At 40.7% G+C, this 26096-nt stretch carries 25 protein-coding genes; 7 read left to right on the top strand and 18 right to left on the bottom strand.

The annotated features are described in order from the left end of the window. Window position 1 precedes the first annotated feature (1 nt). Window positions 2-448, top strand: a complete 447-nt coding sequence (locus ABJD64_RS04105; protein WP_348177692.1) for a response regulator — start codon at window positions 2-4, stop codon at window positions 446-448. 33 nt (window positions 449-481) lie between these two features. Here ABJD64_RS04105 and ABJD64_RS04100 read toward each other — a convergent pair whose 3' ends face one another. Beyond that, entirely contained in the window at window positions 482-1408 is a 927-nt protein-coding gene (locus ABJD64_RS04100) for a hypothetical protein (protein WP_348177690.1), read from the bottom strand. 157 nt (window positions 1409-1565) lie between these two features. Here ABJD64_RS04100 and ABJD64_RS04095 point away from each other — a divergent pair, with 157 nt between their 5' ends. Together ABJD64_RS04095 and ABJD64_RS04090 are read left to right on the top strand one after the other, a co-directional pair. Beyond that, complete coding sequence (locus ABJD64_RS04095) at window positions 1566-2471, top strand: pyridoxal-phosphate dependent enzyme (RefSeq protein WP_348177688.1); 906 nt, start codon at window positions 1566-1568, stop codon at window positions 2469-2471. After that, entirely contained in the window at window positions 2468-3574 is a 1107-nt protein-coding gene (locus tag ABJD64_RS04090; RefSeq protein ID WP_348177686.1) for an adenylate/guanylate cyclase domain-containing protein, read from the top strand. Before ABJD64_RS04095 ends, ABJD64_RS04090 begins: the two co-directional genes overlap by 4 nt. Before the next feature lie 15 nt (window positions 3575-3589). Here ABJD64_RS04090 and ABJD64_RS04085 read toward each other — a convergent pair whose 3' ends face one another. From ABJD64_RS04085 to ABJD64_RS04060, 6 genes are all read right to left on the bottom strand, one after another. Further along, window positions 3590-4261, bottom strand: a complete 672-nt coding sequence (locus ABJD64_RS04085; protein ID WP_348177684.1) for a hypothetical protein — start codon at window positions 4259-4261, stop codon at window positions 3590-3592. A 190-nt stretch (window positions 4262-4451) separates the two neighbouring features. Next, window positions 4452-5345: an anti-sigma factor gene (locus ABJD64_RS04080; RefSeq protein ID WP_348177682.1), complete on the bottom strand. Its 894-nt coding sequence runs from the start codon at window positions 5343-5345 to the stop codon at window positions 4452-4454. 100 nt (window positions 5346-5445) lie between these two features. Further along, window positions 5446-6924, bottom strand: a complete 1479-nt coding sequence (locus ABJD64_RS04075; RefSeq protein WP_348177680.1) for an ATP-binding protein — start codon at window positions 6922-6924, stop codon at window positions 5446-5448. 17 nt (window positions 6925-6941) lie between these two features. After that, window positions 6942-7646 (bottom strand): response regulator transcription factor, encoded by a 705-nt coding sequence (locus tag ABJD64_RS04070; protein WP_348177678.1) that lies wholly within the window; start codon window positions 7644-7646, stop codon window positions 6942-6944. Window positions 7647-7766: 120 nt separating this feature from the next. Continuing rightward, window positions 7767-9998 (bottom strand): M1 family metallopeptidase, encoded by a 2232-nt coding sequence (locus ABJD64_RS04065; protein WP_348177676.1) that lies wholly within the window; start codon window positions 9996-9998, stop codon window positions 7767-7769. A gap of 17 nt (window positions 9999-10015) precedes the next feature. Next, window positions 10016-10600: a HupE/UreJ family protein gene (locus ABJD64_RS04060; protein WP_348177674.1), complete on the bottom strand. Its 585-nt coding sequence runs from the start codon at window positions 10598-10600 to the stop codon at window positions 10016-10018. Between the two features lie 115 nt (window positions 10601-10715). Between ABJD64_RS04060 and ABJD64_RS04055 the strand changes: the two genes are divergently transcribed. Continuing rightward, entirely contained in the window at window positions 10716-11207 is a 492-nt protein-coding gene (locus tag ABJD64_RS04055) for a DUF6702 family protein (RefSeq protein ID WP_348177672.1), read from the top strand. On the opposite strand, the gene ABJD64_RS04050 is transcribed toward ABJD64_RS04055, so the two are convergent. Further along, on the bottom strand, window positions 11204-11749 hold the full coding sequence (locus tag ABJD64_RS04050; RefSeq protein ID WP_348177670.1) for a 2'-5' RNA ligase family protein: 546 nt from the start codon (window positions 11747-11749) through the stop codon (window positions 11204-11206). The genes ABJD64_RS04055 and ABJD64_RS04050 overlap by 4 nt on opposite strands. Next, window positions 11742-12767 (bottom strand): radical SAM/SPASM domain-containing protein, encoded by a 1026-nt coding sequence (locus ABJD64_RS04045; RefSeq protein ID WP_348177668.1) that lies wholly within the window; start codon window positions 12765-12767, stop codon window positions 11742-11744. The genes ABJD64_RS04050 and ABJD64_RS04045 overlap by 8 nt, the downstream gene beginning before the upstream one ends. Before the next feature lie 99 nt (window positions 12768-12866). Between ABJD64_RS04045 and ABJD64_RS04040 the strand changes: the two genes are divergently transcribed. Together ABJD64_RS04040 and ABJD64_RS04035 are read left to right on the top strand one after the other, a co-directional pair. Further along, window positions 12867-14066, top strand: coding sequence for a DUF4105 domain-containing protein (locus ABJD64_RS04040; protein ID WP_348177666.1), 1200 nt, complete (start codon window positions 12867-12869; stop codon window positions 14064-14066). A gap of 74 nt (window positions 14067-14140) precedes the next feature. Next, window positions 14141-14479 carry a hypothetical protein gene (locus ABJD64_RS04035; RefSeq protein ID WP_348177664.1) on the top strand — a complete coding sequence of 113 codons (339 nt, stop codon included), beginning with the start codon at window positions 14141-14143 and terminating at the stop codon, window positions 14477-14479. A 23-nt stretch (window positions 14480-14502) separates the two neighbouring features. Here ABJD64_RS04035 and ABJD64_RS04030 read toward each other — a convergent pair whose 3' ends face one another. The 8 genes from ABJD64_RS04030 to nadC form a co-directional block, all read right to left on the bottom strand. After that, window positions 14503-17127: an ABC transporter permease gene (locus ABJD64_RS04030; protein ID WP_348177662.1), complete on the bottom strand. Its 2625-nt coding sequence runs from the start codon at window positions 17125-17127 to the stop codon at window positions 14503-14505. Continuing rightward, window positions 17124-17462 carry a PadR family transcriptional regulator gene (locus ABJD64_RS04025; RefSeq protein WP_348177660.1) on the bottom strand — a complete coding sequence of 113 codons (339 nt, stop codon included), beginning with the start codon at window positions 17460-17462 and terminating at the stop codon, window positions 17124-17126. Before ABJD64_RS04025 ends, ABJD64_RS04030 begins: the two co-directional genes overlap by 4 nt. A 114-nt stretch (window positions 17463-17576) precedes the next feature. Continuing rightward, the gene (locus tag ABJD64_RS04020; RefSeq protein WP_348177658.1) at window positions 17577-18179 is read right to left on the bottom strand and encodes a LysE family transporter; all 603 of its coding nucleotides are present in this window, start codon (window positions 18177-18179) and stop codon (window positions 17577-17579) included. Next, entirely contained in the window at window positions 18176-19285 is a 1110-nt protein-coding gene (locus tag ABJD64_RS04015) for a hypothetical protein (RefSeq protein ID WP_348177656.1), read from the bottom strand. Before ABJD64_RS04015 ends, ABJD64_RS04020 begins: the two co-directional genes overlap by 4 nt. Window positions 19286-19294: 9 nt before the next feature. Next, window positions 19295-19813, bottom strand: a complete 519-nt coding sequence (locus ABJD64_RS04010; RefSeq protein WP_348177654.1) for a DinB family protein — start codon at window positions 19811-19813, stop codon at window positions 19295-19297. A 96-nt stretch (window positions 19814-19909) separates the two neighbouring features. Then, window positions 19910-20392 (bottom strand): regulatory protein RecX, encoded by a 483-nt coding sequence (locus tag ABJD64_RS04005; RefSeq protein ID WP_348177652.1) that lies wholly within the window; start codon window positions 20390-20392, stop codon window positions 19910-19912. A 105-nt stretch (window positions 20393-20497) separates the two neighbouring features. After that, window positions 20498-20974: a YcxB family protein gene (locus tag ABJD64_RS04000; RefSeq protein WP_348177650.1), complete on the bottom strand. Its 477-nt coding sequence runs from the start codon at window positions 20972-20974 to the stop codon at window positions 20498-20500. Between the two features lie 7 nt (window positions 20975-20981). After that, window positions 20982-21842: a carboxylating nicotinate-nucleotide diphosphorylase gene (gene nadC, locus ABJD64_RS03995; RefSeq protein ID WP_348177648.1), complete on the bottom strand. Its 861-nt coding sequence runs from the start codon at window positions 21840-21842 to the stop codon at window positions 20982-20984. 243 nt (window positions 21843-22085) lie between these two features. On the opposite strand from nadC, the gene ade reads away from it, so the two are divergent. Then, window positions 22086-23711, top strand: a complete 1626-nt coding sequence (gene ade / locus ABJD64_RS03990) for an adenine deaminase (RefSeq protein ID WP_348177646.1) — start codon at window positions 22086-22088, stop codon at window positions 23709-23711. Window positions 23712-23772: 61 nt separating this feature from the next. Here the strand turns inward: ade and ABJD64_RS03985 are convergent, their stop codons facing one another. Continuing rightward, window positions 23773-26082 carry a T9SS type A sorting domain-containing protein gene (locus ABJD64_RS03985; protein WP_348177644.1) on the bottom strand — a complete coding sequence of 770 codons (2310 nt, stop codon included), beginning with the start codon at window positions 26080-26082 and terminating at the stop codon, window positions 23773-23775. Window positions 26083-26096: the final 14 nt, after the last annotated feature.

Raw genomic sequence — 26096 nt, 5'->3', positions numbered from 1 at the left:
AATGATAGACATCAACATAATATCAAATATCCTTTTGGTCGACGATGATCAAACTTCGATTTTCTTACAGCAGCATTTACTAACCGATGTGTGCAACTATACAGGTAAAATACATGCTTGCCACAACGGAAAGGTGGCCTTGGATTATTTAGAAAATAAGGGAGAGTTTAAAGAGAATGGCACAAGTTATCCCAAGCCAGATTTAATATTATTAGATATCAATATGCCTGTCATGAATGGCTTTGAATTTCTCGATCGGTATGTGCTATTGCCAAAAGAACTTAAAGGCGGCATAGTGATCTCAATGCTAACCAGTTCACTTAATAAACTTGACCGGGACAAGGCAAAAAAATACCAAGATGTCTCAGACTTTATCACCAAACCAATTACAAAAGAGCAACTCCTTGGTATTGTTGAGAAGCATTTCGGGGAACGAGCGAATTCTTAGGCAAGTAGTTTTGTAACTCTTGTAGGGTTGTCCTTATTCTTTATACTTTTCGGGGTCCACGTAGGCTGTACGCTTTTGCTCTGATACTTTTTCAAAAGTCGGTATCTCGACCTTTTCAAAATAATCATCAAATAATTGGCCTAGGTATGCATGACTGAATATGTCACTTTCCAAAAATTGGTCTGGAAGGTGAGGGTTTTGTGTCTCAATTTGTTTGTCTGATACGCTAAGAAGTGAACGGAATATTCTGAAAAATTTCACCTCATTGTAATCTACTTTGCCGTCAGCATAAAGGGTTTTGACAGCCATATCAATCAACTTAAGCTCTTGTTCCTGCTTAAGCCCTGCATTCTTCAATACTTTTAGATAATCTTTTAAGAAACCCATACCCATCGTATTGATCACTTCTATAAGAAAGTCCAGCTCGGTATCAATGTCTATGTCTCCAAAAGCCTTATCCTCCTCAGCCATTTTTCTAATTAAAGCTACCTCATTGGGTGCGATATGCCCATCACAGGTCATGAAGGAAAATGCCGTTTTCAACAATATTTTATTGAAGTCATAAATGTTATTTTGACTATCTCGTAGTGCCTGGTTGCTTACCCAATCACGAATACCTTCGACATTGTCTTCTATCCTTTTCTGAATTTGAGCATCTGCAGAAATCTCTTTGGCGCTATTCAAAATCTCTAAGGAATTTGCCTCCGAAAAATCAGAATTATCCTTTATGGCTTTGAAATAATCAATGCCACATTGCAATACTTCTGTAGCTAGCAGATTGCAAACAGACTGATAACGCGGGTCTTGTGCACCTATCATTCCCTGCAGGCTATCCAACTCCTTTTTCGTCTTGAAGAGAAGTTCTGTTCCTAGTTCATAGGCATTCAATCTATTTTTTCGGCGTTCGCTTTTGGTATGTTCTACCTTAGATTCTATCGATCGAGTCAGATTTTCAGCCATTTCTTAAATTATGATGAGTTAATTAAAAAGAACCCCCAACCCGGGTTCATGTATTGCCAACATTCCTATATTTCTATTGACTCTACAAATTAATAAAAAATATTATCCCTTCCACCTAAGCTCTACTGCTTTCCTCTTTGCTTATTACATTTGAGACATGTTTGAGTCCCCCAAACCGACCCAGCTCCAGCAGCTTTTTGACCCAATTTTGTCGAAAAAGGGGATAGAGGTGTTTATCAAGCGAGAAGATCAGATAGACGCGGAAATTTCAGGTAATAAATGGCGTAAATTAAAATACAACTTACTTGAAGCCAAAGCCCAGGGCTATCAATCAATCCTGACTTTTGGGGGTGCTTTTTCAAATCATATTGCTGCTACTGCGGCAGCTTGCAAACGTTTTGGGTTCCAATCCATAGGTATCATCAGAGGCGACGAGCTTGATTCAAACTCAAATCCAACGCTGCAGAAAGCAAAAGTAGATGGGATGAATCTGCAGTTTATCTCCAGACCTGATTATCAAAAAAGAAACCAAAAGGACTGGCTTGAATTACTAAGGGAAGAATACCAGGCCTTCATAATTCCTGAAGGAGGATCAAATCAACTCGCACTGAAAGGTGTGGCTGAAATAATCGATGAAATAGAAATAGATTTTGACTTCATCGCTTGCCCTGTTGGAACCGGGGGAACATTGGCTGGTCTGGCTAGTCAACTTAGCGGAAATCAAACTGCCTTGGGAGTCAGTTGTCTAAAAGGAGAGCATTATCTGGAGAACATAGTACAAGACTTAGCGGGCCCGGCAAAACCATGGCAGATCTTTCATGACTATCATTTTGGGGGATATGCTAAATTTGATAGTCTTCTTATTGAATTTATTAATCACTTTAAAAAAGTGAGCGGAATCCAACTAGACCCTGTTTATACTGGCAAAATGATGTACAGCATTTTTGATCAGATTAAAAAAGGTAAGTTTGACAGTGGGAACCGGATCATTTGCGTACATACGGGAGGCCTGCAAGGAATTGCTGGCTTCAATGAGCAAAACAATTACATACTCAATACATGAACTGGAAAAAGAACCTTAAGGATTGGTTATTCATCGTCGGCGTTTGGACCGTTGCCTCAATAAGCGTGACTGCCACTGGCATCTTTTTCCAACAACTCATTCTGAAGTTATTGGAAATCGATATTTCACACGTCAATGGACCTTTTCTAGAATACATTAATTCAGGTTTTCAGTATTTGGAAGGTGCTCTTTTTGGTTTCCTTTTTGGGACTGTTTTCTTTCTTATCTATTGGTTATCTGAAAACACGAGGTTGAGGAATCAATCTTTTGGGAAGATTATGCTCATCAAAACAGGTCTCTATACAGTTGGATTTGTATTTGTATTTTTGACCGTCTTTTTGATCTTGAGATTTTTGAACATTTCTCCCATCAAAGAGACCGATAAATTTGTCCTGCTTTTTCTTGACAATCAATTCTATATTGCCATTGCCTCATTCATTATCCTCTATTCCATAATTGTCAATTTTATACTTGAGGTAAGTAAAAAATTTGGCCCAGGTAATCTATGGGATATGTTCACCGGGAAATACCACAAACCGATCATTGAAGACAGAATTTTTATGTTTCTCGACCTCAAAGACTCGACGGCCTATGCCGAGAAGCTTGGGCATATTAAGTATTCTAATTTGATCCAGAGGTGTTTTCTGTACCTCAATGAAATTGTTTTCAGACATAAGGCTCAGATTTATCAGTATGTTGGGGACGAAGCAGTTTTGACCTGGGATTCGGACGATCCGGATGCTGCAAGACTCTGCATGGAGTTGTTTTTTGCCTTTAGAGAAAAACTGGAATCAAAATCAGAAAAATTTGAAAAAGAATTCGGTTTCGTTCCTGAATTCAAAGCTGGAATCAATGAGGGGCCAGTGACCGTAGCAGAGGTTGGTTATATCAAACGTGAGATTGCATATCATGGCGACGTATTGAATACTGGAGCACGCATCCAATCCATGTGTAATCAATTTGGCAAGAGCCTTTTGGTCTCAGAATTATTTGCTAACCAGACAAAAAACTTTTCCAAAATAAAGCAGGAGCTCATGGGAGAGATTTTGCTGAAAGGCAAACAACAAGCAGTCAATATTTACGCAATAGATAGCTTAGCCTAAAATTTTACTGTACCATTAGTTCTTAAGGTTCTGCGGGAATGCAATCATGCGATTTATAGCATGATTAAACTGGCTGGTTTGATATTTATTTTCTTCCATCAATATTCTAATCTGGACCAATTCAAGCAATTGAACTGCCTGACCTACATTCAATCCGTCAAACATTTTATGTCTAATTAAAGAATTGGAATCGTCATGGCCCATTTCTGTTAGAAATGATTTCAGTGAATTCCCTTTGGTGCTGGGATGCCTATCAAACGCGGTCAAGCTTTTTACGACAAACCGAGTTAATTTCTCAGGGATTTGTTTGTGTTCAAATTTGAATGTCCTTGGGTAATATGTCCCTCTTACCCGGGTCGACACGATTTGCTGTGCCACGAGCTCAGAGCCATTAATTGCATATTCAATAATACTCATTTTGACCCTCTCAATATCTGTGATCAAATCATTCGTAAATAATCGAACCGACTTGTGGTTGGAGTTCATTTTCCAAAGAATAATGGAAAGTGCCTTATTCTGATTGTTTAGATCATCAACATGTTTTTCTAATGCTAATATTTCCCAATTTCTAACTTGTTCGCCGTGCTCTTCTTCTGAGCAGCTGATGAAAAACAAAAGAATAAAGGCAAAATGGACGGCCTTATTCATCTGAAAAAACTTGATATTATTGGCAAGAAAGTGATTCATCCATTCAATTTAGGGCATATCGTGCAATTAATAATAACATATTTACGCCAACTTTTAACTCGAATAGCTGTCCTTTTATGACCTACCATAAGGATTTAACGAGATGCGTCAGTATATAAACAGCCATGTACTGAAAAGGGCATAAAAAAACCCGCCGTCTGCGGGTTTTTTTTAACGTAGATTGTGTGCTTTATCTTGTAACAGTTCCAGATGGGTACGTGCTGCTGGCTATGTTATCCATGGTCTGGAAAGTATGGTTCGCTAATGCGGCAGGCACCTCTCCAGCCAAAGGCTTTAAAACAAAAGGAGAAGTGCTGTTGTCTGGTACAGGTTCTATACTCACAACGATTGTCGCTCCTTTTAAATCAGTTGGGAACGTCATGCCTGTTGGGGCATTTTGTATAAAATCTTCTCCTGGAAATGCAGGACCGTCACCGTCATCTCCCTTGAAAGATGTTGTAGTAGCATTGTCATCAAAGCCAGCTGCAGTATTGAAGGTACCAGTTGAAACAGGTGTCCCGCCCATTACGGCCCACCCTTCGTAGGTCCAGCCCGTTTGATTGCTTAGATCAGGCAAGTTTGTCAGTCCGATAGCTGGAGATCCTGAGGAGTTGTCGAGAAACCAAACACCGCTGGCTTCATCAGTATCTACGGTAGTAGTAGGAGTGGCCAGAATATATCCGCCCGTTACCCCACTGAAGCCCGTACCAAAAGCTGCAGCATGCATGATAGATGCTGAAGCGGAGGTACCGGAAAAATCACCACCTAAAATTTTAGTAGCGCTTGGAGAAGCGTCAGTGTCCGGACTTGGCTCAATACTTAATACAAATGTAGTAGCAGCAGCAAGCATGGCTGCATCCATTTCGAATGAAGTGGCAGAAAGTACCCCTTCGTCGTTTACCGAAAAGGTACCTGTAGATACTGGTGATCCATCTACAATCACCCATCCTTCATATAGATAACCATCTCCCAGATTGCTCAATCCTGAAATGTCTAGTGTCAAATTTCCTGTGTTTTCATCATCATCGTCGCATGAATAAAATGCTACGGTGACGGCTAATAATGTGAATAATATCTTTTTCATTTCTTTAAACCTTAGTTTTAAAATTTTCTAAAACAAAGGTTGAAAGAGAGTATCACGAGAATGTCACAGCGATATAAAAGAAGTATACTGATTTGGTCTATTAAACAGAATACTGTGGTAAAATGAAGGAGAATGTAGTGCCTTCACCTATTTTGCTTTTCAGATCGATAGATGTGTTATGTATTTCCAAAATTCTTTTCACTATGGCCAATCCAAGTCCGGTGCTGTTGGTATCCAGTGAAACACGCTTATCACCGATGTGATAGCGGTCGAAAACGAAAGGTACTTGGTCTTGTGGAATCCCGTTGCCTGTATCGGTTACTTGAATTTCTACCTCCTGGGCCTTTTCGTTGATTTGCAATTTGATTTGGCCATTTTCCGGAGTGAATTTAATCGCATTGTCAATCAGGTTTTGAAGTACACGCTCTATCAGGCTGATGTCTGCAAAAACCATGAATGGTTTCTCGTGACCTTCGGCAGATATCTGAATTTTCTTCTCTTCCACCAAGATCTTATACTTCTGAGCGATATCATCCATGAGCTCATTGATAAAGAAAGCTTCTTTGATCGGTTTGATCTGCTTGGCTTCAAGTTTAGACAATTCAAATAACTCCTCTACCAGTTTTTTCAATCGTTCTGTCCCAGTCAGTGCACGAGATAAGTACTTCTGCTTGTCCTCATCTGTCAGTTGGCTTTGTTTGATGATAAGTGTCTCTATGAAACCATGAATAACGGCCAAGGGTGTCCTCAAATCGTGAGATACATTCCCTACAAGTTCCCGCCGTAAATTTTCCATCGACTTCAGATTTTCGATATTCCCGACAATGGTGTCGGCCATCTCGTTGAAGGCCTCAGCCAGTTTGTTGATTTCACCACCGCTTCCGACTTTAATCCTGGCACTCATTTCTCCTTGCTGAAACTTCTTGACCGTCTGAATGATTTTGTTCAAGTTTTTTGTAATTAGCCAAATAGCTAAAACGCCAATGAGCATGGCTGCTATGATTGTAACCAGGCCGTATACTGAACCCAGTTGTAGAATGTAACTACCAAATAACTGATCATTGGCTGAATCATACTCTTCACTGGCCAGTATCACATAGATATAGCCGAGGGTCTTTCCATCTTCTTCTACCTTCTTAGCTGAAAATACCTTTTGCCTTCCTTCTTTGCGGGGATCATCTCCCAGGATAGTTTCGTCCTGATAATTAGCAATAAAGTTTTCTATTGGTTCCAGACTTACCTTGTCCAAGACCACTTTTTTATAGGGTGCCACATAGTTCAATATCTTTCCTTCAGCGTCCAGTAAATAGACTTCAATCGAGGGATTGACAGCCATCATGCTGTGCATAATTTCGTCTGCTGCTTCTTCCTTCAGGGTACCATTCAGAAACGGCTTCAATTCGGAAGCTATATGGCTTGCTATGTCGGCGTTCAACTTCTGATTTTTTTCCTGAAAGTGCTTTTCAGCAATCTGAAAGGAAGAGTAAAAATAGATTCCTGAAACGGACAAAAGTAGGATCAGAAAGATCAGGGACAGTTTTAGAAAAAGATTCCCGGAATTTACAAATGATTCGTTCATGGCAAATTTCTTAAGTATTAGTTTATTTCATCACTGAATCTATAACCCACTCCCCAAGTAGTGAGTATATAAGTTGGTTGGTTAAGATCATCTTCTATTTTGGCTCGAAGCCTATTGATGTGTGAATTGACTGTGTGCTCGTATCCACTAAATTCATAACCCCAAATGAGTGACAGCAGCCTTTCCCTGGTATAGCTTCTACCCGGGTTTTTGGCCAGCAAGTTGAGTAGGTCATATTCCTTAGGGGTGAGATCCACTCTTTCGCCAGACTTGAGCACCTTTCTTTTTTTCTGGTCTATCTCAATGTTGCCTTTGGCGATAATCTCTTCCGCATCATCACTTGGTGTTTTGAGCATTTCTATCCTCCTGAAAATGGCCTTTACTCGAGCGGTGAACTCTCTTACACTGAACGGCTTGGTTAGATAATCATCCGCACCTGTCTCCAGGCCAAGAATTTTGTCGATCTCTTCTGACCGTGCTGTAAGCATAAGAATTGGAGTATTTATTTTGTTTGCCCGCAGGTCTCTGCAGATATCTAAGCCATCTTTATGTGGCAAATTGATATCCAGGATGATTAAATCAAAATCTCCTGTGGAAGCTGTTTCATAGCCAATTTTACCATCCTTTTCGCTTTCTGTCTGGCAGTCCATATCCTTGAGGTGAATAGTCAGTAGCTCAGAAATACTTTCGTCGTCTTCAATTATCAGTACTTTCTTACTCATTTAGCTTGCGTCTTCTTTGCACTTCAACACAAATCAACCATAAAAAGATCACGAAATGATCACAAAAAAAGGCCGCACCCGAAAGTGCGACCCAACCTAACCTAATCGTAAATTTCTTTGTTATTCTCCTCCGCTTTGGAAAAGATCAAAACGTGAATTGTTCTCCATTCTTGGAAATACATTGTTTTCTGTGGCCACATCTGCGGTCTCTTTATTCGGATCAATGACAATATTGGTGACTTTCTTGTCTTTAGCAAATACTTTAGTCACAACATTTTCATTTTTTTTCCAAATCTCTGCTGGCAGATATTGACGTTCGACTGAACCATCTTCGTAAGTCCATTCGATGATGATTGGCATCACCAACCCTCCTTTATTTTCAAATGTCAATTCATAAAAGTTGCGATCAGCATTGGCTTTCATGATGGACTTGTCATCTGTCACATTCATAAACTCCGCAAATCGCTCACTCACAGCTGCAGGGTCTGTGTCTGTAAATGTAAAAGTTTCGGCCTCATCTCCAAAATCCATCAAACTTTGTGAACTTTCACCAGAGGATATTTTTGCTTTCTTAGATTTCTTGGCCTTATTTTCAACTTCATTTTCCGGAATATCCATCTTGTACCACTTCACTTTTGACAAGGACAAGTCTACGTGATCGGTGGTATAAAACCATCCCTTCCAAAACCAATCCAGGTCCACCGCTGACGCGTCTTCCATGGTGCGAAAGAAATCTGCCGGGCTCGGACGTTTGAATGCCCATCTTTCCGAATAGGTCTTAAAGGCATAGTCAAATAGCTCTGGTCCCATAATGGTCTCTCTCAAAATACTCAGTGCTGCTGCCGGCTTTCCATAGGCATTGTCGCCGAATTGTAAAATTTGCTCTGAGTTGGTCATTATGGGCCTGATCCCTTCCTTGTCTCCTTTCATGTAGTCCACGATCAATCTCGCTTCACCTCTCTTAAGTGGCTTAGTTGGATAGTGTTCTTTTTCTGTCAATGACTGAACAAACGTATCCAACCCTTCGTCCATCCAACTCCATTGGCGCTCGTCAGAATTGATGATCATCGGAAAGAAGTTGTGTCCTACTTCGTGGATAATTACACCAATCATTCCCCATTTGACGGCATCGGTATAGCTGCCATCTTCGGCTGGGCGACCGAAATTGAAACATATCATCGGATACTCCATCCCTATTGACGCTGAGTGAACAGAAATGGCCACGGGATAGGGATATTCAACAGTATGTTTTGAATAGGTTCTCAATGTGTTGGCCACCGCTTTAGTTGATTCTTTTTCCCAAAGTGGGTTGCCTTCTTTGGGATAGTAGGACATGGCCAGAGGTGTTTTGGTGTCCAATTGCACCGCCTGTGCGTCCCATATAAATTTTCTTGAGGCCGCAAACGCAAAATCTCTGACATCACTGGCATGATACTCCCAGGTTTTTTTAGCAGAAGATTTATTTTTTTCAGCTTTTCTGGCCTCTTCTTCTGATACAATAATTACAGGTTTGTCAAAAGTCTTTCTGGCTTGAGCTAATTTTTCAAGTTGAGCTTTGGTCAATACCTGACTCGCATTTTGCAACTCTCCTGTGGACCCAACGACAAAATCGGCCGGCACGGTTAGTTTTACCTTATAATTACCAAACTCAAGGGCAAACTCTCCCCTACCTAAGAACTGCTTATGCTGCCAACCTTCTACGTCGTCATAGACTGCCATTCTCGGAAACCATTGTGCAATGGTGTACAGATAGTTGCCATCTTTGGGAAAATATTCATACCCAGAACGACCACCCAGTGGCATTCTATCTTGAATATTGTATGACCAGGCGACGTTGAAGGATACTTGCTCTCCTGAAGCCAATGGCTTAGGTAAATCCACTCGCATCATGGTCTTATTGATGATATATTTTAGCGGTCTGCCCGAAACATCTGAAACCTCACCGACCTTGAACCCTCCATCGAAATCATATTCTCGTGAGATTTTTTGAATGTCCCGACCAGACATGGCCTTAGTCACTACATTCTCTGTAATCAATGGCGTGTCGGAAGCTTTGCTTCTCATGTTTTGATCTAACTGCAACCATAAGTAGCTCAGCTGATCTGGAGAATTGTTGAAATACGTGATGGTCTCTCGTCCTGTCAACGACTGATTCTCATCGTTGAGTTCTGCGTCAATTACATAATCTGCCCGCTGCTGCCAGTAATCTTTACCTGGAGCCCCTGAGGCGTTTCTATAATTATTTGCCGTAGGTAACTGGGTACCAAGTTGTTCAAACTTCTGGTTCCATTCCCCTTGCGCGGATGCGAACATCGGACTTAAAATGAGTAACCCTATCAGTATTCTCTTCATTATTTTAGATTTAAAAATCACCAAAATTTCGTATCTATCATAAGTGTAATGGCCACACCTGCCACAGCAGATGAGATGGCCAGTATCCAGTCTTTCCTGGATACACTTAAGTATTTATCTGTTAAATATCCTATGCCCATAAAAGCAACTACAATAATTATTTGTCCCAACTCCAATCCAAGATTGAATGCAAACAACTCTTGAAGTATAGAAGTTTCCTTACCCAGTAATCCCTTTAGATAATTTGAAAATCCCATGCCATGTATCAAGCCAAAAAAAAGTGCCAGATAGTAGTTGAGTTTGCTCATCTCTTCTGAGAGATATTGCTCTCGACGCCAGATATTACAAGCAGCAGTAATGAAAATAGTAACAGGTATTAAAAACTCGATGAGGCTGGCATTTACACTGAATACGTCGAGCGCCACGAGCGCAAGTGTGACTGAATGGCCAATGGTAAATGCAGTTACCAGCACCAATACTTTCTTCCAATCTGAAGCCATAAAGACCGCGCTTAGTGCTATCACAAAAAGCACGTGATCGTAGCCGTTGACATCCAAAATGTGCTCTCTACCCAGAGAAAAAAATAGTTGAAAATCAGACATACCGGTTGAAAATTACCACTTGAATAAAATAGCCGAAGCCACAATAAAGAATACCTATTTTTGTTTTCTGTTACTGTCTAATGGCTGTAAACTTACGACGGAAAACGAGTACATCATGACCTATTTATTTATTTTGCTGATAAATTATATGAGCGGTATGCCACTTCATGCTTTTCATGTCTCCGTATGTGAAATCGAATTTGATGAGGGCAAAAGGCAGCTGGAGATCACGCACAGGATATTCCTCGATGATTTGGAAGTGAGCCTCACAAACTGGTCTGGTGAGAAGATTGACATCCTAAATCCCTCCGATCGAAAGAGACTGGATCAGCTCATTGGAAAATATCTGAGTGAAAAAACTTCTTACACGCTCAACAAAAAAACTTTTCAGGCCAACTATTTAGGATCAGAAAAAGAAGATGGTGTGATGTTCTGCTATCAGGTCATTTCGGATGTAAAAAAACTCAAATCTCTAAAAGTCAGTAATACTTTGCTTATGGAAACCTTCGACGACCAATCAAACGTGATACATGTTGACAGATCTGGTGAAACGAAGAGCTTGAAGTTGACTAAGGGAGAATTCTCGGGAGAACTCATTTTCGATTAAAGCCATTTCCACTCTTCCCACCTCTTTCCATCATGTTTAAGCAAACAAATGTTTGAGACATTGAACTGTCTTTGATAAGATTGATCCTTGTAGTAAGTTTTTACTTCAGGAAAAACAGCCTTTTTCAAATCACGGAAGCCAATCGTCATATGGGGATGAAATCCTCTGTCTTTGTAGTCGGCATTGAAGAATTTCAATTCCCTTCTAACAAAAGTAGTCAGCTCCTTTTGCAGCAAAGCCAGCCATTCACTTTTTATCACATGAACAAAAACCACACGTGGCTCGAAGAAATCAAAACCATCTAACTCAACGGTAATCGGGTAATGCTCAAATTTGAATTGCGATAGTCTTTCGATTAATTCTTCTTCCTTGTCACTCCTCCACTTGAAAGGCATGTGCAGAGTGATATGCGGTGGCGAACGAAGTGCACCTTTAGAATTGAATTTTTTCGCAACTTCTTCTTTGAAGGTCATCACCTCAGCATAGATCTCCTGATCGGGAACCAGCGCTAAAAAGTATAAAGATTGTTCTGGTTTAGCCATCGCTCAAAGACACATTTAGTCCCTCAGAACAGTTCTTGCAAATGTCTATAGACGCACGAGAAGTCAATATGCTTCTGCGAAACTTTTCATAGCCTTCGCTCTGCCAGATCTCGCCAAAAGATTGTTTATTCCAATCCCCCATAACGTATTTGGCATCTTTATCGAAGCAGCAGGGCACTACTTTGCCATCCCAGGTGACTACGCAGCTTTGCCACATTTTCCAACATTGATTGTGAAGCTCATTTTTGAGTTTATACTTACCATTTTCTCCCTGGATATATCTGGAATACTGCTGATTTTGAGGGATCAGCTCGGATCCGTTTTCGTAGTCATAAACCTGGGCAGTTTTGAATTGAATCTCATCTACCCCGATTTCTCTGGCCAGCAGGCGGGCTTCTTCAATTTGGTGCTCGTTGGGTGCTACCACCAAAAACTGAAAGATCAAGTGCGGCGTTTTGGACTTGATTTTCCTTTTCCAATGTACCATGTTTCTTGTTCCCTCCAGAACCTTTTCGAGTTGGCCGCCCACACGATATTGCTCATAGGTATCTTGCGTAGTTCCATCAATAGAGATGATCAAGCGATCCAGACCGGACTTCACGGTTGCTTCCGCTTTTTCCACGTCCAGATAGTGAGCATTCGTGCTGGTGACCGTATAAATTTTGTTTTTGGCCGCATGGCTTACCATATCTAAAAAGCCAGGATGAAGATAGGGTTCTCCCTGAAAATAAAAGGTGAGATATGCCAAATGAGATTTGACCTCCAAGATTTTTTCTTTGAAGAAATCAACGTCTAGCATACCCGTAGGTCTTGTGAACGACCGTAATCCACTCGGGCACTCCGGGCACCGCAGGTTGCAAGACGTGGTGGGTTCGAAAGCCATACTCAAGGGTAAAGCCGGATTCACAAATCGACCCAGATGCTTAGACTGATAATAGCTATTTAGTACACCAATGCTATTCCACACCTTGGCAGGAGTAAGCTTGCTCAATATGTTATAGCTATCGTAAAAATGCACCTATCGGTTGTTCTAAATCTTAACGTATTTTAGTGGATACAAATTTTGAATCAAAGTAAGGTCAACCTTTCTTTACCTCAAATTTAAACCGCCCGATTTATGCTATTGAAATTTAAGGTCGCTATCCTATTCACTTTATTCTTCCTTTCCGGAGTCCACGAGTCGGATGCCTCTAAAATTGAGCTTTCGGAAGAAGCCGAGATCATTGTGTTGATTCTTGACCCTACACAGGTCGAGCTTTATTCTGCCTTTGGGCACAGCGCCTTTCGGGTAAGCGATCCTAAAAATAGAATTGATATCGTGTTCAACTATGGCATCTTTGATTTTGATCAGCCAAATTTCTATTTGAATTTCACAAAGGGCAAGCTTTATTATAAACTAGGGACAGGCTCGTATCCGGCTTACAAAAACTTTTACTTTCAAGAAGATAGATCCTGGCGTGAGCATGTTTTGAATATTGACCAAAAAGACAAGCAAGCAATTTTTGATTTTTTGATGACAAATGCTCAACCCGAAAATGCCAATTATTACTACAACTACTGCTACGACAATTGTGCTACTCGTATGAGGGATGTGATGGATCTAACTTTTGGTGACAAAATCAAATACGACTACAGCTATGCCCGTGATTCGCTAAGTTTCAGAGATTTGATGGATAAGTACCTAACCTATCAGCCTTGGGGTGATTTGGGAATCGATATTTGTTTGGGAGCGGAGATTGATGCTACAGCCAATGGGTTTCATTATCAGTATATGCCACTCTTTTTGGAAAAGGCAATGTTGGGAGCAACCCTGAATTCAGATAGCACTACTGTCCCATTGGTTGCTTCTTCATCCACCATCAACAGAAGTTCAGAACAGCCAAAAGAAGGAGGCTTTAAACCCATTCATCTCTTTGTGATATTCTTTTTTATTGTTGGATTGATCACTCACCGAGGATTGAAGTATAACGTGAACTATCGATTTATTGACGTGATCTTATTTGGGGCAACGGGATTGCTTGGATGCTCTCTACTATTCCTTTGGTTTGGCACCGATCATCTATCTAAATACAATTACAATCTGATCTGGGCCATGCCTCTGAATTTAGTTGGGCTGGTTTTTCTTTTGAAAAAGTCAAGACCTGACTGGCTGAGGTTTTATTTCCTCGGGTTTGGCATACTTCAGGTGATTCTGATTGTTTTCAGAGAATTACTACCACAGCAAATCCATTTCGCTCTGATTCCTTTGATTCTGGCTTTGGCGTTGAGATCGTTTTATTTGGCCTTCATGCTAAAAAAACGAACAGAAAGTTATTAGTTTGGTATAAATCAAGTGGGAATTTACCGAACGACACTCAAATCGAAGTAGGTGCTAACACATAAATTGCAGACATGATCATCTGGACAGGCAGAGGAATTCTTACACCACTTATTCTTGCGGTGGCTATTATCTTAACAGCAGCCATTCCTTCAAAAGAAGTAGCCAGTTTTTTATTACCATTCGCTTTCATAGCTGCTGGAACAGCCAATTGGCGTTTAGGCAACAAGTGGAACAACAAAGAAGGCAGGGTCATCGTAGATGAAACCACCGGTCAACGAACAGAATACAAACCCAATCACTCATTGTTCTTTATAAAAATGCAATATTGGGGAATCTTATTCATCGCCTTGGGTGGCCTCATGGTTGCCATCGACGTAGTCCTTTCATTAATTAGTTTTTTCGTGAATTGACCGCTGTTGGTCTAAGATAAAGGCTATTCATACCTCAAAGTCTGGCTTGGATTTTTGACTGCTACTCGTATCGTCTGATAACCAACGGTGAGTAGCGCAGAAGCAGCTACTACCAAAAGAGCAATGACCACAAAAACCCAAGGAAAATCAACTCGGTACGCGTAATTGTTTAGCCATCCGTCCATTCCATAATAAACCAGTGGAATCCCAATAAGAGACGATAAGCCAATCAGCAGCACAAACTCGCGATAGAAAATAATTAAAATCTGTGGAATGGAGGCTCCCAAGACCTTCCTGATACCCACTTCCTTTGCTCGATTAATGGCCATAAAGGCTGATAGACCGAACAATCCCAATGAGGCTACAATCACAGCAAGTGCTGAAAAGGTGGCAATCACTTGTCCAAACTGCCTATCTTCTTGAAACAGCGCACTGAATCTTTCGTCTAAAAATGAATAGGACAAGGGCGTATTTGGGAAGTAGCCCTCAAATGTCTTCTCCAAATGAGTAATCCCTTCTCTATAGTTGCTTTTGTTTAACCTGATCACTGAGTTGCTCGCGTAAGTATGATAAAAGGTGGCAGTGGGTTCTACCTTACTTTTCAGTGAAGTTCGATTGTAATCTTTCATCACCCCAATTAATCTATACTTATGTCCCTCTTCATCATCACCGTATTGAATATTCTCGTTGATGACGGAATTGATATCCTGAACACCCAATCTCTTCAAAAAAGACTCATTAACGATTATTGCAGAAGTATCGGTAGAGATTTTTGAATCAAAATTTCGCCCTGCCAATAACCTAATACCTGCAGCAGCAAAATAGCCCTCGTCGCACCATTGCATATAGGTGGTACCTTCCATAATATTTGTCTTCCCGGGAATCTGAACCTCACCTGTAGTGGAGCTGATGTCAGATCCTTCACCACCCGGTAGGGCATCTGCAAATCCCACATTCTCAATCGCATGATGATTCGACAGACTTTGTTTGAACTGTTTAAGCTTTTCTTTCAGTCCCTCCCTGTTCTCATTTGTAAACATCGGTCTTCGAAATCCAACCACATAATCCATATCAATGCCCTTATCCACTGACTGCATATATTTCACCTGCTGGTTGATTACAAAAGTCGCGACCAGGAGTGTCAACGAAACAGTGAATTGGACAATTACCAATCCTTTGCGTAAAATGGTTCCCTTTGCAGAGCTTCTAAACTTTCCTTTAAGCACGACCACTGTCCGGAAATTGGAGAGGACAAAAGCCGGGTACAATCCTGAAACAATAGCTCCCAAGGCAGCAAAACCAAAAATTTTGCTCAGAAACAACTTGTTGCCCCAAATACCATCTATTACATCCTTTCCAACCAGTTGATTGAAACTAGGATACAGCAATTGAGCCAAGAGAATAGCGCATACTGCGGCCAGCATATTAAGCATGAAGGATTCAAATAAAAATTGTGAAACCAATTGTAATTTGTGTGCACCAATGGCCTTTCTCACGCCTACTTCACGTGCCCGGTCGATCGCCTTCGCGGTTGATAAATTGATATAGTTGACCCAGGCAATAATTATAATCAGTATGGAAATGATATTCAGGAATATGACTGTATTAGCACTGCCGTGTGTTTCGGGCTCATAGGTGTAATCTGAATATAGATGAATATCTTCTACCGCTTGCAGATTAAATTCAAGATTGGTCTCTTCGTCGAATTCGGACATTGGAGGAAGCTTCTTCCTCACTTTTTCTATGTCTGCATGTGAATCCAATTTCAAATAGGTGTAGTAGTTGAAAGAATTCCAACCGTCTTCGTCAACGTCTTTTTGGAAACTATTGATGGATACAAGTACATCAAATTTATAATGGGTATTTTCGGGTACGTCTTGGATAACTCCTGTTACCTTAAAACTTTTGTCGAACCCGCTTAGCACCTTGATGGTTTGACCTACGGGATTCTGATTTCCGAAATAATCATAGGCTCTGGATTCCGTAAGTACCATGGAAAAGGGCTCATTTAGCATGGTCTGAGGGTCTCCGCTGGTCACTTTATAGTCGAACAGATCGAAGTAGTTTGAATCGGCTGCAATCGCCTTTTTTTCTCTTATAGACTGTTCGTTTTTTCTGAGCACCAATTCGTTGAACTGGTAGGTGAGTGTTGAATGAGTGATTTCTGGTACCGCCTCGACCAACGCCGGTCCCGAGGGTGCAAATGACATGGCATCCCTTGTCCCAATGACTCCATCCAATACCTGGTCAGTCGTCAACCTATAGAGTCGATCTGAGTCTGAGAAAAATTTGTCGTAACTTTTTTCAAAGGCCACATACTGATTAATCAATAAAAAGGCAGCCAGACCAATGGCCAGGCCAACTATGTTGATGGCAGAAAACACCTTCTGCTTTACTAAATTTCGTACACTGATTTTGAAATAATTTTTGAACATGCCTGTTGAGTTAAATAGTGAGTTTTTGAAAATTGGCCTAATAAGAGCTGGCCTACACAATCGAAGTACTTCGACCAAATATTTGAGTTGCGCTGTTTTGGGAAACGCTACGATTTTGTCCTGATATATTTCCTCCAGATCTCCTTTGATGTCTGGATAGTAATCCGGATTGCAATACCACTTAAATATTCGATCTGCTGTTTTCTTAATCATACAAATTTGGCCTCAAGTGCTACATCCGGAATAGCATTCCAGAGTTCCGCCCTAATGTCACGGTTGTACTCAAGTGCCGCTCTACCATAACTGGTCATCTTGAAATACCTTTTGGGTTTACCTCCACGTTTTGCAGTAGTTTCTCCAACCTCTGATTCGAGAAATCCCTTATTTTCCATTCTGCGTAAGGCCGACTGCAAAGCCCCAACACTTACCTTTCGTTCTAGTCGTTTTTCAATCTCCTCTTTGATGGCCACTCCATAAGCGTTGCCGTGTAGCACGCCTACAGTTAACAGAACAATTTCTTCAAATTCGCCTAACTGATACTTCTTCATTTTCTAATATCCTAAATGTAGTATTGCAATTATAGGCTATAAAATCAATACCTAAATGTAGTATTGACAAGTTTCAAGAAACAAGGTTGCATAGTGAGTGATTAAAAATGTCGGCTAAGCGATAAAACTCCAAAGACCCATACCAATGAAAACAATACCTGGTACACGATAAATAAGGAAGGCGTTGCCCTGAAAAGCTGTAAACCGGCTGCCAAGTTGGATGACTACTGCTAGCAACCCAAATGTACCGAAAGACACACCTGCTACATAAATCCAAAAGTTTTGATTCGTCAACGCGACCCAGCCCATGCTTTGTAAATAGGTGGTCACCATTAGCCAGAAGGGAATGGCCAGAGGATTAGCCAGACTCAAAAGCACACCTTTTTTAAATGCGTGTCTTTTTTCTCCAATTTGAGTCTGTTTGACTTCCTTTTGTTTTTTTAGCAGGTTGATAACGCCCAAGATTAGCAAAACAGAGCCCGAAATGATTTGAAAGTATTGAGAAATGTTCGTGTCTGTGGTGAGATAAATCTGGAACCGTACCGCGATACCCGCATAAAGATATTCTGTTAGTCCCGAGGCAAACGCAAACGAGAGTGCAGCTTTTTTTTTCCCTTGCAGAGCGTATTGCAGCGTGGTGATGTTAATACTACCGGGAGGAATGGACCCAATAAAACTAAAGAAGAAAGCAATGCCAAAAAGGATCATCAAACTCATGACACCTTTTGCTGATTGTATTTTTTAATTTTTATAATTTCCCTAATGCCTTCTTGAAAACTGTAATAGGGATTACCTTTTTTTCGATTGAGTATGCTTATATCTGCCAGAACTTTTAGGTGATGTATAATATCCTTATATGCCTGAATCAATGAAAAGCCCGGATGGTAAATGTGAGCAGGCTCGGCTCCGGCTCCATTAAGTTCAAGTATTTTAAAATGTTTTCCGTTGTACAAATCCTCTATCGACTTGCAGCGCAAGTCATAGCGTCCAAAATAAAACCCATCGATTTGATTGCTTACTTTGTCAAATAATTGGATCAATCGATCATTGATGAGGTGGTTGCCATTGAGAAATGTGGTACCAAGGCAATGGTTGCCAATCGAATTGAGCTCGACCTTTTCTCCGCGGCTGGGTACCTCCGCCAGCAATTCGGGATTTTTCCTTTTCAGGTTTTCGATATGCATTTTTGCTCTTACATCATCGTCCATCAGTGCCTCGATGTTTCGACGCCCGTCTCCGATTACGCTGAGCATATCTTTCAACACAATGGAACTTACAGTGCCGTGATCGCAATTCGGATAGCGATAATAAAACACTCCTAGTTCTACTTCATAGGGCACATATTCCTGAACTAGAAAATCAACCTTGATACGTGCTAAATAATCGCTCAGTTCCTCTTGATCTTTTATCAGCTCTACCATCCAGCCTCTCTCTCCTATATCCGGCTTCAGTATAAATGGAAAATCAAGTCCCTCAATTTGCAACCTTTCAAGGAAACTTGCCTGGTCGACGGCGCAATCTAAGAGATAGGTCTTTGGAATGTACTGATTGGGTATGAGCTTAAATATCTTGTCTTTAGATTCACCAAGCATACCACCAAACTCAATGGTCGGATTAGATGCCGTAAAAAAGAAGAAAGATCTCGCCCTCAATGAAAGCCAGGCCCAATAAAACATGACTGGAAAGTAGAAAACCGAAAATGGCCAGAATTCCCAACGAGAAATTTTTGCCCAAACTACGCTTGTGCTCAACTTCCCATAGAGTGTTTCCCCCTGAGCCGATTGCTCCCGGACCTTATTGCTGGATTCGACGGCAATATTCATATCTTAATTTTAAGCGTTGGCCTGCTGCGCTTGACGATGCTTCATGGTAGAACTGGCTACTCCAAAATCGACTGGTAGAACAAGTTCCGGTTTGATTTCTTTTAAACCAATCTTAATAAGAGCCATGTGATGGACAGCATGTTCTACGTTGTAGATCAATTCTCGATATAAATTTGTAGATACCTCCATCGTGAGGTCTGAGGATTGATCGTAGGCATTGCGAACCAATTTCAATGGCTGATTTTCATTCAGGTGTTCCAATAGTTCGCCAAGACTTTTGATTGCCCGAACGGCTTCAAGCGTATTATTCTCCAGAAAAACATCACGTTCTCTGCGGTCATAGTTGACCACGCCCGTTGACAATCCCTTGAATAAACAGGTGAAGAATTCTAAGGTGTGACGCATATGCTGACCGATGGAATTGTCATGAAGCACTTCGGAGGCTTTGCTATATTCGTCGTTGCTCAGGTTTTCAAGGACTAAGGTCAATTGATCAAAAATCTGAAGAACTGCTGGTTTTATATCCATTAAAATTTAGACTTCTAATTTGGCGTGTTAAGATAGTAAATAGTCAACAATTGGATGATGTGCTTTTTGTGTAAACTTTATTTTTGTCCTAAAAGTTCAGTCCACAATTCGCTTCACGACATCCCAAACCAAATCAGCCTCAAAGCCTTTGTACATAGCGTGTGAGGCTACTTTGTTCCTCTTTTTAAAACTATCCGATTCACGCAGCGATTCAGCCTTTTTGGTAATTAGCTCTTCTAGTGTTTGGATATACTCTTCTTCATCTATTTCGGCCAGGCCCTTTTTAATGCAATAAGGTGATAATTGATGCGGCCCAAGCCCGATTAGTATTTTTTTTCGGCCCCACTTCTTTACACGAAATTTCCCCCCAACATAGGCCTTGGCAAATCTCTCTTCATTGATGAAGTTATCAGTAATTAGCTCGGACAAAACCTCTTCTACCTCGTTTGGGTATAGGCCCAGATCATAAAGTTTGTTTCGTACTTCTTTTTGGGACCGTTCCTGGTAGGCACAGAAATTCGCAGCCTTTAGTTTGGCTTCTTTTGGGGTATGACGCTTTGGTTTTTTATGTTCTTGCAAAGAGTATTTCTTTGAAGTGAAATTAAAAAATACTGAATTGATTTCCTTACCACAAAAAAACCACATTAGGTAGCTAATGTGGTTTCTTATTCCTTCGTATCCGAATTACTCCTTGATATACCCTTTTCTTTTCAAGATGGTCTCTACGAATTTGATTTCGTTATTTGAATTAAAGATTCGGTGTGGAAGATGAATATGTTGCGCCTTGTTGACTGTGAACAGAAAATAGTCCTTGGCTGCCTTGGCTCTTTTTATGGTGTCCCACTTCATCGGCATACCTTGTTTGCTATTGAGTTTGATCAGAATCTGTTGACTATTGATTTCATAGCTCAGTTTCTCAAACATAAACTTACCTTGTTCTAATTGAGAAATACCGGCAAATTGGATCAGCCAAAACAAAATATACAAAGTCAAAGCAATACTCGCTCCTGTAATCCACCAATGATTAGGTATCCAAAAATAACCTGCACAAATCGCCAAATAAATCAATAGAACCCACCACTGGTCTTTAATCAAATTGCCAAATGCCAACTTTACATAAGTCCCGGTGGTCATTTGATACTTCTTAGTCTTAACGTTCATTCCTATTCTACTTTACTGCTTTCAAACTAATATCTAAACTGGTATAGGAGTGGGTGAGGGCCCCTACCGAAATGTAATCTACTCCCGTCTCTGCCATCTCCTTAATATTCTTTTCCGTGATCCCTCCCGAAGCCTCTGTCTTACATTTACCACCGATCAGCTGAATTGCTTCTCGCATGGCGGACGGCAGCATATTGTCCAGCATAATCACATCTACTCCACCAGCCTCTAATGCGTCCTTCACTTCGTCAAGGTTTCTCGTTTCTACTTCTATTTTCAGGTCTTTGTCCTTTTCGGCCAGATACTTTTTTGTTCGTTTTACGGCCTCTTTGATTCCTCCGGCATAGTCTACATGATTATCCTTCAACATCACCATATCGTACAATCCAAATCGATGGTTCTCACCTCCTCCAATACTCACAGCCCACTTCTCGCAAATTCTGAAGTTAGGTCCTGTCTTTCGCGTATCGAGTAATTTGGCATGCGTATGTTTGATCATATCAGCTAAATCTCGGGTATAGGTAGCTATGCCACTCATTCGCTGCATACAGTTGAGTACCAACCGCTCTGTAGAAAGAATTGACCTGGCCTTTCCTTTGACTATAAGTCCAATTTCTCCTTCTGAAACTATGTCTCCGTCTTCTTTGAGCAAATCCACTTCTAACTCAGCATCAAATCTTTTGAAAATCCATTCTGCCAGTTGCAATCCAGCAATCACTCCATCACTCTTGATCAAAAGCTTCGCTTCCTGTTGCAACTCTTCCGGGATCGCCGCTAATGTACTATGATCCCCATCCCCGATGTCCTCCTTCAGTGCGGCATCAATAAATTTTAAAATAGCCTGTTTTGTCAGATACTTAATTTTCATCTGTTTTTACGTTTTCAGCGGTCTGTGCTTATAGCCGGCAGCAAACTTGCCGCAAAAATATACAACTGAGACTTATTGAGACAATGAATTAGTGGTTTAATGAATTAAGGAATCAATCAATTAGGCAGATATCCATTTATTGACTCATTGTTTCCTTAATTTAAGGATTCAATGATTCAATGATTCATTGGTTCAATGAGTTAATGGTGAATTGACTTCATTCTTGAAAAATAAAACTAAAAAATGACCCAGGTATCCGGACAGTATATAGACATACTCAATCAAGAGATTTATCCTGCCACTATCCATTTTGAAAACGGCATTGTTAATAAAATAGAAAAGGTTGTGTCAGCCCCGGATCAATATATCTTGCCAGGATTTGTAGATGCACATGTGCATGTAGAAAGCTCCATGCTTGTACCTTCCGAATTTGCTCGATTGGCGGTAGTTCACGGTACGGTCGGTACTATCTCTGATCCTCATGAAATTGGCAATGTTTTGGGAGTAGAAGGTGTTGAATACATGATAGACAACGGCAAGCAGGTCAATTTCAAATTTCATTTTGGGGCCCCATCATGTGTGCCTGCAACTACTTTCGAGACCGCTGGTGCGGAAATCGATGTCGATGACGTAGAATATTTACTTAAAAAGCCCGAAATCAATTATTTGGCCGAAATGATGAACTGGCCTGGTGTTTTATTTAATGATGAAACTGTATTCGCCAAAATAGCAAAGGCCAAGGCTCAAGGTAAGCCAGTTGATGGTCATGCGCCCGGGCTGAAAGGGGAACAGGCAAAAACTTACGTTGCCGCCGGTATCAGTACGGATCACGAATGTTTCACTTCAGAAGAAGCGTTGGACAAATTGAAGTGCGGCATGAAAATATTGATCAGAGAAGGGAGTGCCGCCAAAAATTTTGAAGCTTTGATTCTCCTGCTCGATGAGTATTTCGAAAACATCATGTTTTGCTCGGACGACAAGCATCCGGATAATCTGGTAGATGGACATATCAATCTACTCGTCAAACGAGCTTTAGCCAAGGGTAATGATTTGTACAAAGTGTTGCAAGCTGCTTGCATCAATCCGGTTAAACACTACAGCATGAATGTAGGACTCCTTCAAGAAGGTGATCCGGCTGATTTTATTGTAATCGATAATCTGGAAGAGTTCAATATTCTTCAAACCCGAATCAATGGAGAACTTGTGGCTGAAAAAGGAGAAACCAAAATTCATAGTAGCGAAAATAAGATTGTCAATAACTTCGATTGCAACCCTAAAACGACAGAGCAGTTCAAAGTAGCTATTGCCGGGCAAAAAATGAAAGTGATGGAAGCACTGGATGGCCAATTGATCACAAACCTGCTGTCTTTTGACGCTGCTTTGATTGACAATTCCAATCAAACCAACATTGACCAGGACATTCTAAAAATCACTGTCGTTAATCGCTATCTGGAGGCCGCACCTGCCGTCGGGTTCATCCAGAATATTGGACTTCAATCCGGCGCGATTGCCTCTTCAGTTGGCCATGACTCACACAACATCATCGCTGTGGGTGTAGATGATGAATCTATTGCCAAAGCGGTCAATCTGATCATTGAAGCCAAAGGAGGGGTTTCGGCTGTTGGAAACGATAAAGAAATGCTGCTCGAATTACCCGTGGCAGGCATCATGTCCGAGAAGGATGGATACGAAGTCGCAGAGGAATATTCTACTATTGACGCTTTTGCTAAATCTCTTGGGTCGCCTCTGAATTCACCATTTATGACTTTATCCTTTATGGCTTTGCTCGTGATCCCAAAAGCCAAAATGAGCGACCTGGGCTTTTTTGATGGGGAGGAATTCAAATTTTTGGAGGTGTTTGGGGAATAAAAAAAGGCATCCCTTTATCAGTAGATGCCTTTCACATAATCTATAATCTATTCTTAATTGATCATTCAACGAGAAGTTTGATCGTTTGCGTATGATCCTGACCACTTACTCTTAGTAATACAAATCCGGTTGGTAGCTTTTCGGTCATAATCATATTTTCACCAGCCGTTAGTTTTATAGGCTTCATGATTCTGTTGCCTATCAGGTCAAAAATTTCTAGCTGAGAGTACCCCAATTCACCCATGTCCAGGATAAAATAGTCCTGAGCGGGGTTGGGATAGAGGGCAATATTAGTCTTAAAGATTTCAACTTCTTCTGATTCCTCCCGGTCTTCTCCTAATCTAGCAGATGGTGTACTACAATCTAAATTGTAAGAGGCTCCGGCATCCTTCTGCCAATATGTATTAGTAGGAGCATCATTAAGCTGATCCTGATTTACTTCTATGCATAGAAGGTTGGTATTGTTATCACATCTCACTCTTGTCAAATTGGCGTTGTTGGATAAAGTCAGGCTAGTTAAATCATTAGCGTTACAATATAGTGTTTCCAAGGCTAAATTAGCTGACAGATCAAGACTAGTTAATTGATTCCCCTGACTGTATAAAGTATCCAAATTTACGTTGGAGGAGAGATCCAGATGTGTTATTTGATTACCTCCACAATACAAATATGTTAAGGCCATGAAGTCTTCAATTCCAGTAAGACTCTGAACATTTCTATTCGAAACAGCAAAGCTTGTAATATTGCTTACGTTTTGCGTAATCACATAATCATCCAAGCCCCAATCGTATCCCAACTCTATCAATCTCAACTCAAAGTTATCATCCGGCACATAAGTTCTGGCTATGCCATTACAATCTGAACTATAGATTGTTCCGGGGTCCTTATTCCAACCTAAAGGAATTGCTGCTAAATGAGCTGGGGTTACCTCAATGCAACTCAAATTGCTCCCGATTGCATTCATCGTAGTTAGGGCCAAATTGTTTGATAAATTCAAGCTCGTCAAACCATTGTTATAAGCGCAATCAAGGTCTTCCAAAGCTGTGTTAAATGAAACATCTAAACTCGCTAATTGGTTACTCGCGCAATCCAGATTTTTTAATGAGACAAAGTCTTCAATTCCTGTTAAATCTGCAATATTGGCATTTCTAATATCAAGCGTAGTAAAATCCTGAATATTGACAGTGTATATAGAGTCATCCAATGACCTATCCAGATTTAGATCAATAAAGTACTGCTCAAAGTTATCATCAGGGATATAGGTTTTGGCAAGGCCGTTGCAGTCCAAGTTATAAATTACACCGTCATCTTTTCTCCAGCCTGTTGGAATACTGGCGAGTTGTGCAGCACTGACTTGAATACAGCCTAAATTTAGGTTATAATCCCCATACAGTGAGGTGAGGTCAGAAATATTAGATAGATCCAGAGTAGTTATTAAGTTATTCTGACATCTAATATAATTTAACGCTGTGTTGAGTGACAAATTCAAATTCGTCAATTGATTTTGACTACAGACAAGTCTTGTTAAATCCGTGTTGATGGTTAAATCTATATTGGACAATTGATTATCCGAACAATTTAACTCATTCAACACCGCATTAGTAGATAGATTAATATCTGTGAGCTGATTTTGTTCACATTCCAATTTTATCAAATTTAAATTAGACGTTAAGTCCAAATTTGTTAGTGAATTATTAGAGCATCTTAGTATTTGTAAATTACTAAACCCTTCAATACCCCGAAGATCCTGAATACCTTTTGATCGTACATCTAGTGTTGCTTCTGATTCAATATCAGATGTATACACATAATTCTCAAGAGGAAAATTATCGTAGGCTGCCAGTGCCAATTCGAAATTATCATCTGGCACATAGGTTACACGATGAATATCAAACTGTGTGCTGAAACCTGAATGAATAGTCTGTCCGACCAGATTAAGAAGCTGACCGTTCACAGTAACGCTAATCTGCTCTCCTGAGGCATAATAGCTATCTGCTGTAAAAGTCAAGGTTCTTCCAACCTGACTCCAGGTTCCAGATATCGCTCCAGAGACACTCCCTATTATGGTAATCCCATCCGGAACTGTGGTTACATCCGCAATATCCTTCAAGGTAATAGTAATGTTAGAGGCATTTATATCTACTGTTTCTCCTGGCTCGGGGTTTACGTAATAGTCATGATACCTCGCCCTAAAATCACCCTCGATGGCTGCCCGAGCCTGGAAACCTGGAAGCAACTTCAAGTCATGCACAACATCATAGGACTTGCCTTCATAAGCACTTTTATCTCCTGACAGGTGAGTTTCCACGATTTGTCCGAAACCCACTGCATAGAGCAAACTAAGGACTAGAATTAATTGTATCTTTTTCATTTTTCTAAGGTTTA

The sequence above is a fragment of the Reichenbachiella sp. genome (assembly GCF_039944555.1).
Lineage (GTDB): Bacteria > Bacteroidota > Bacteroidia > Cytophagales > Cyclobacteriaceae > Reichenbachiella.
Note: the sequence above shows the minus strand (reverse complement) of the source record. Positions and strands in the feature narration are given on the sequence as shown.

Excerpts from the sequence above, each read along its gene's own strand:
- ade (WP_348177646.1), top strand. The coding sequence starts at position 22,086 with ATGACCCAGGTATCCGGACAGTATATAGACATACTCAATCAAGAGATT.
- ABJD64_RS04035 (WP_348177664.1), top strand. The coding sequence starts at position 14,141 with ATGATCATCTGGACAGGCAGAGGAATTCTTACACCACTTATTCTTGCG.
- ABJD64_RS04015 (WP_348177656.1), bottom strand. The coding sequence starts at position 19,285 with ATGAATATTGCCGTCGAATCCAGCAATAAGGTCCGGGAGCAATCGGCT.
- ABJD64_RS04030 (WP_348177662.1), bottom strand. The coding sequence starts at position 17,127 with ATGATTAAGAAAACAGCAGATCGAATATTTAAGTGGTATTGCAATCCG.
- ABJD64_RS04050 (WP_348177670.1), bottom strand. The coding sequence starts at position 11,749 with ATGGCTAAACCAGAACAATCTTTATACTTTTTAGCGCTGGTTCCCGAT.
- ABJD64_RS04080 (WP_348177682.1), bottom strand. The coding sequence starts at position 5,345 with ATGAAAAAGATATTATTCACATTATTAGCCGTCACCGTAGCATTTTAT.
- ABJD64_RS04085 (WP_348177684.1), bottom strand. The coding sequence starts at position 4,261 with ATGAATCACTTTCTTGCCAATAATATCAAGTTTTTTCAGATGAATAAG.
- ABJD64_RS04010 (WP_348177654.1), bottom strand. The coding sequence starts at position 19,813 with ATGGATATAAAACCAGCAGTTCTTCAGATTTTTGATCAATTGACCTTA.
- ABJD64_RS04075 (WP_348177680.1), bottom strand. The coding sequence starts at position 6,924 with ATGAACGAATCATTTGTAAATTCCGGGAATCTTTTTCTAAAACTGTCC.
- ABJD64_RS04060 (WP_348177674.1), bottom strand. The coding sequence starts at position 10,600 with ATGTCTGATTTTCAACTATTTTTTTCTCTGGGTAGAGAGCACATTTTG.
- ABJD64_RS04090 (WP_348177686.1), top strand. The coding sequence starts at position 2,468 with ATGAACTGGAAAAAGAACCTTAAGGATTGGTTATTCATCGTCGGCGTT.
- ABJD64_RS04105 (WP_348177692.1), top strand. The coding sequence starts at position 2 with ATGATAGACATCAACATAATATCAAATATCCTTTTGGTCGACGATGAT.
- ABJD64_RS04065 (WP_348177676.1), bottom strand. The coding sequence starts at position 9,998 with ATGAAGAGAATACTGATAGGGTTACTCATTTTAAGTCCGATGTTCGCA.
- ABJD64_RS04095 (WP_348177688.1), top strand. The coding sequence starts at position 1,566 with ATGTTTGAGTCCCCCAAACCGACCCAGCTCCAGCAGCTTTTTGACCCA.
- ABJD64_RS04055 (WP_348177672.1), top strand. The coding sequence starts at position 10,716 with ATGACCTATTTATTTATTTTGCTGATAAATTATATGAGCGGTATGCCA.
- ABJD64_RS04040 (WP_348177666.1), top strand. The coding sequence starts at position 12,867 with ATGCTATTGAAATTTAAGGTCGCTATCCTATTCACTTTATTCTTCCTT.
- ABJD64_RS04020 (WP_348177658.1), bottom strand. The coding sequence starts at position 18,179 with ATGAGTTTGATGATCCTTTTTGGCATTGCTTTCTTCTTTAGTTTTATT.
- ABJD64_RS04025 (WP_348177660.1), bottom strand. The coding sequence starts at position 17,462 with ATGAAGAAGTATCAGTTAGGCGAATTTGAAGAAATTGTTCTGTTAACT.
- nadC (WP_348177648.1), bottom strand. The coding sequence starts at position 21,842 with ATGAAAATTAAGTATCTGACAAAACAGGCTATTTTAAAATTTATTGAT.
- ABJD64_RS04070 (WP_348177678.1), bottom strand. The coding sequence starts at position 7,646 with ATGAGTAAGAAAGTACTGATAATTGAAGACGACGAAAGTATTTCTGAG.
- ABJD64_RS04000 (WP_348177650.1), bottom strand. The coding sequence starts at position 20,974 with ATGAACGTTAAGACTAAGAAGTATCAAATGACCACCGGGACTTATGTA.
- ABJD64_RS03985 (WP_348177644.1), bottom strand. The coding sequence starts at position 26,082 with ATGAAAAAGATACAATTAATTCTAGTCCTTAGTTTGCTCTATGCAGTG.
- ABJD64_RS04100 (WP_348177690.1), bottom strand. The coding sequence starts at position 1,408 with ATGGCTGAAAATCTGACTCGATCGATAGAATCTAAGGTAGAACATACC.